This is a genomic window from Marinobacter algicola DG893, assembly GCF_000170835.1.
GTDB classification, from domain to species: Bacteria; Pseudomonadota; Gammaproteobacteria; order Pseudomonadales; family Oleiphilaceae; genus Marinobacter; species Marinobacter algicola.
In genome coordinates, this window is record NZ_ABCP01000086.1 from 1 (window position 1) to 3639 (window position 3639).

The following is a 3639-nucleotide window of genomic DNA, read 5'->3' on the forward strand; positions in this document are numbered from 1 at the left end:
GTAAGTCACCGCTTTCCAGTCAGTCGGGATTGCTCCCGGACAGCGATGACTTACCGCGTACCAGCACGACGCAGAGCAGCTGGCGTGTAGTCACGAGACATGCGGTCAACACCAAACTCGTAAGGGTTGGACTCTTCGTTGGTCAAACCCAGGACCAGATACCGGCCAGACAACAGGTCGTACAGAGTTTCAATGGCGTACCAGGGAACAATCTGATCGTAGAACTGCATGCTGTGAGCTTCCGCAACACGCCACAGTTCTCCGCGACCATCGTAGTGATCAATCACCGCCGCCTGCCAGGAGTCTTCATCGATATAGAAGTCACGCTGGGCATAGATATGACGCTCACCGTCCTTCAGCGTGGCACGCACGTGCCAGACACGGTGCAGCTCATAGCGGGTCAGGTTCTGGTTGATATGGCCAGCCTTGATGATTTCGTCATAATCCAGGTCACGGTCGACCAGCTTGTAGGAGTTGTACGGGATGTACATTTCCTTCTTGCCAACCAGTTCCCAGTTGTAACGATCAGGCGCACCGTTGAACATATCGAAGTTGTCGGAAGTACGCATGCCGTCTGCTGCAGTACCCGGGCCGTCATAAGCGACCTGCGGGGCGCGGCGTACACGACGCTGACCAGCGTTGTATACCCATGCGCGACGCGGTTCCTCAACCTGGTCGATGGTTTCGTGAACCAGCAGTACGTTACCGGCGAGTCGCGCTGGCGCAGTAATAGCCTGCTTGAAGTAGAACAGAACGTTAGGATCCTGTCCCGCCTCATAGTCTTCCAGATAGGTTTTCCACGTCAGTTCGTCCTGGAATTTCACAACGCTGAAAGCACCGTCTTCCGTCGGAGTCACCTGCCCTACGTTGCGCTGAACGGAACCACCGCGATAACGAGTGATATGATTCCAGATAACTTCCAGGCCGTTCTGCGGAATCGGGAATGGCGTAGCCGTCTGGTAGTTACCCAGGCCGTTACCACTTTTGATTAGCTCCACACTCGTGGCGTTATCAACGGTATCCTTCATGACCTGTTCCGGGTATGCCGCGGAACGGTGTGTCTCGTATACCGGCATGACGTAATCGTCATAACGCTTGATCATTGCGACCTGTCCCGGGGACAGGTTTTCCGCATACTCATCAACGTTGCTCTGGTTGATGGTGAACTTTGGCTCTTCGTTCGGGAACGGGTTCACGTAGATACCATCGTTCTTGTACCCGGCAGGAGGCGTCGTCAGACCACCATCCCAGGCCGGAATAGCGCCCCCATTACCCGCTTTCTCAGCGCCCATTGGCGTGAGCGAGTCACCGAGCTTGGCCGCTTCCTGTGCGGAAACCGCGCCAAAGGCGTTACCCGCAATCAACGTTGCGGACAGGATGCCAGTGGCCAGTAGCTTCTTGTTCAGTTTCATTTAAATTACCTCGTTAAACGAATTCAGGCCGAATCAGAATGAGTAGGAAACGCTCGCACTCACGAAATCACGGTCGGTCAACTCGTTATACGGTTTGCCACCGAAAAAGTTTGTGTAACCGATATTACCGGTTATGCGGTTTTGGTACACACCCTGGAGCGACAGGCCGATAGCCTTGTTGCCTTCGTTAAAGTTACCACCCGGGGAAGGCGCATAGCCCTGAACATCATGGCTCCAGGCCAACTGCGGCGACAGGTTGATACCAGCGATCGCGTTCGGATAGTCCCATACCAGGCGCGTACGGTAGCCCCAGGAGAAGGACGTGGTAAAGCCTTCGTTATTACAGTAGTTGGTATTGATGTTGGCACCCGCCTCACAGAAATCACCCGTGAAGTTGGAGCCGTCCACCGGCAACGTGCCGATACCAAAAGTGCCTGAGCGACCGTAACGGGCCTCATCTTCGTCCGGAAGATCGTGAACGTAGGTGGCACCGAATTCAGTGATCAGGGAGAGGCGACTTGCCCCCATAACCTGGTCGAAGAACTTGATCAGCGTGAACTGAGCCTGAGAGACATTAAACCGGTCATAACCATCAACTGGCTTTCCTGCCAGGTTGGCGCCGCCCGATTCCTCAAGACGCTGTTGCTCGAGCTTACTAAGAATCTCGCCATTCGGACCACGCTGCTGCAAACCACCATAGATCAGCTCAAATGCGTTCCATTGCAGCGGTACGTTATCACGGAAGCTGTATTCAGCACCCAGAGACCAACCACCCGGGGTCGTGGTGTTGATACTGATACCATAGAGGTTGATGTTTTCGGGATACTCAATAAAGTAGCTCGGAAACTGGGAAAACGGCTCATTAGGATCGTTTTGCTGGCTGCCGCTGGGTGAAGACGGATTGTTCACCAAGCCACTTACATACGGCAGACGGCTGTTGTACTTGATGTAGTAGAAACCAAGCTCTGAATCGTTCAGGGCTGGAACATACCAACGCAGAGCGACACCAAACTGGTCTTTGGAATCCGCCTCACGGTCTGCCAGACGAGGAGCAACAAAACCCTGCCTGAAGGCTTGCTCGTCGTTCAACTGACCAGCCAGTAACACAGGGCCGCAACCATCAGCCGCAAAGTCGTTTGTGGAGAAGAAAGTACCGCAGTCGTCCGGGCGAACCGGCTCCCAGTCTGCCTGCACAAAGGCCTCGACAGTGACGTTCTCGGTGATACCCGCAGACGCATAGAACATCTCAACGGGCAGAAGTGCGTCTTTCAGTTCTGAGCCAGGGGCCCGGAAGGCAGGTACGTCGACCGGGTTAATGGTGTTGATACCACCCTGGATGAAGGTACTTTCACCCCAACTCAGCACCTGTTTGCCGTAACGCAAGCTGACTGGCACGTTACCGAAATACCAGTCAGAAAACACATAGGCATCAAGAATCTCTCCACCAGACGCATTGTCCTTGGCTTCGTCGTTCAGCTCACGACGATTACCGACAGGATCTACGGCTCTATTCTCGTCTTTCAATTCGAAGTCATACCAGTACCGACCGCGAACAAAACCACCAACCCGGGTCAGCGTGTCGCTGTCTACGTTGTAGTTCAGGAACAGCTCGCTGTTGCCTTTTACGATTTTGGAGTAGGTATCCCCTTTCTCGAAGTTGAGGTTACCGTCATCGTAGTTGTTGGTAGAGGCACCGATGTTGGCCAAGGGCTGACCGGGAGCGTACTCAGGCCCCAGGTTACCCTGGGCAATCAATCTTCGGTCCTGGGACTCGGTTCGCCAGCCAATGCCCGCCGACAGCGTTGTATTGAAAGAGGCTTCCACGTCCCCCACATAAAATGAATAGGCAGCTGCCTGCCCGGATACTCCGGCTGCAACTGCTACGGCCAGCGGCAACTTGGTCCACTGCTGCCATTGATGTGTTTTTCTTGTCATTGGAAGGCTACTCCATTGTTGTTCTGAGTCGCTGCTCTGATTATTGGTGTTCACGATGTTTGGAGGCTTCATGCACAGTGCTCGTGATGTTGGCACTATAGCTAACGCCATCGAACGCTTTGATCAGTCAAAAGTATGATTTTACGATTACGCCCCTCTCTGCGGCAGACTTCCCTCGCACTGACTCACTATAGTCAACAAATTTGGATGCAACCAGCCAACTCGGAAGACGAATGCATCTCGGGTGAAACGGCACAGATTAGAGGGAAGGGATCCCCTCTCAATAGCCCGA

The 3639-nt window shown here is 53.8% G+C and carries 2 protein-coding genes; both read right to left on the reverse strand.

From position 1 onward, the window contains the following. Nucleotides 1-50: 50 nt before the first annotated feature. Nucleotides 51-1412 carry a DUF1329 domain-containing protein gene (locus MDG893_RS20270; protein ID WP_007155723.1) on the reverse strand — a complete coding sequence of 454 codons (1362 nt, stop codon included), beginning with the start codon at nt 1410-1412 and terminating at the stop codon, nt 51-53. Between the two features lie 33 nt (nt 1413-1445). Beyond that, nucleotides 1446-3347: a DUF1302 domain-containing protein gene (locus MDG893_RS20275; protein WP_007155724.1), complete on the reverse strand. Its 1902-nt coding sequence runs from the start codon at nt 3345-3347 to the stop codon at nt 1446-1448. Between the last annotated feature and the right edge of the window lie 292 nt (nt 3348-3639).